We start from the raw sequence: 256 nt of genomic DNA on the forward strand, positions 1-256 counted from the left end.
ATCCTAAACTGACCACTACCGTTGACCCATTAGCGTATCAGGGCTGCGTATATCCGCCCGCTGAAATTGTGCAGGCATGTATCGCGTATGGCGGCACTATCACAAAAGTCGGTCGTCAGCAGTGTCACCAATGTATAGTCACCTATAAAGATGCCGGTAAAGCCTGTCAAGATAGTACAAATTGTCAAGGCACGTGCGAGCGTCAAGGCGAGTTTATTGCTGCTGGTACGGCTAATCAAGTCGGACAATGTACTAT

General features: G+C 48.4%; 1 pseudogene. It reads left to right on the plus strand.

From position 1 onward, the window contains the following. Nucleotides 1–256, plus strand: a pseudogene (locus AAEY80_RS14680) (hypothetical protein); the annotation flags it as partial.

It is taken from the genome of Psychrobacter sp. 78a-MNA-CIBAN-0178 (assembly GCF_040309625.1).
GTDB lineage: Bacteria > Pseudomonadota > Gammaproteobacteria > Pseudomonadales > Moraxellaceae > Psychrobacter > Psychrobacter okhotskensis.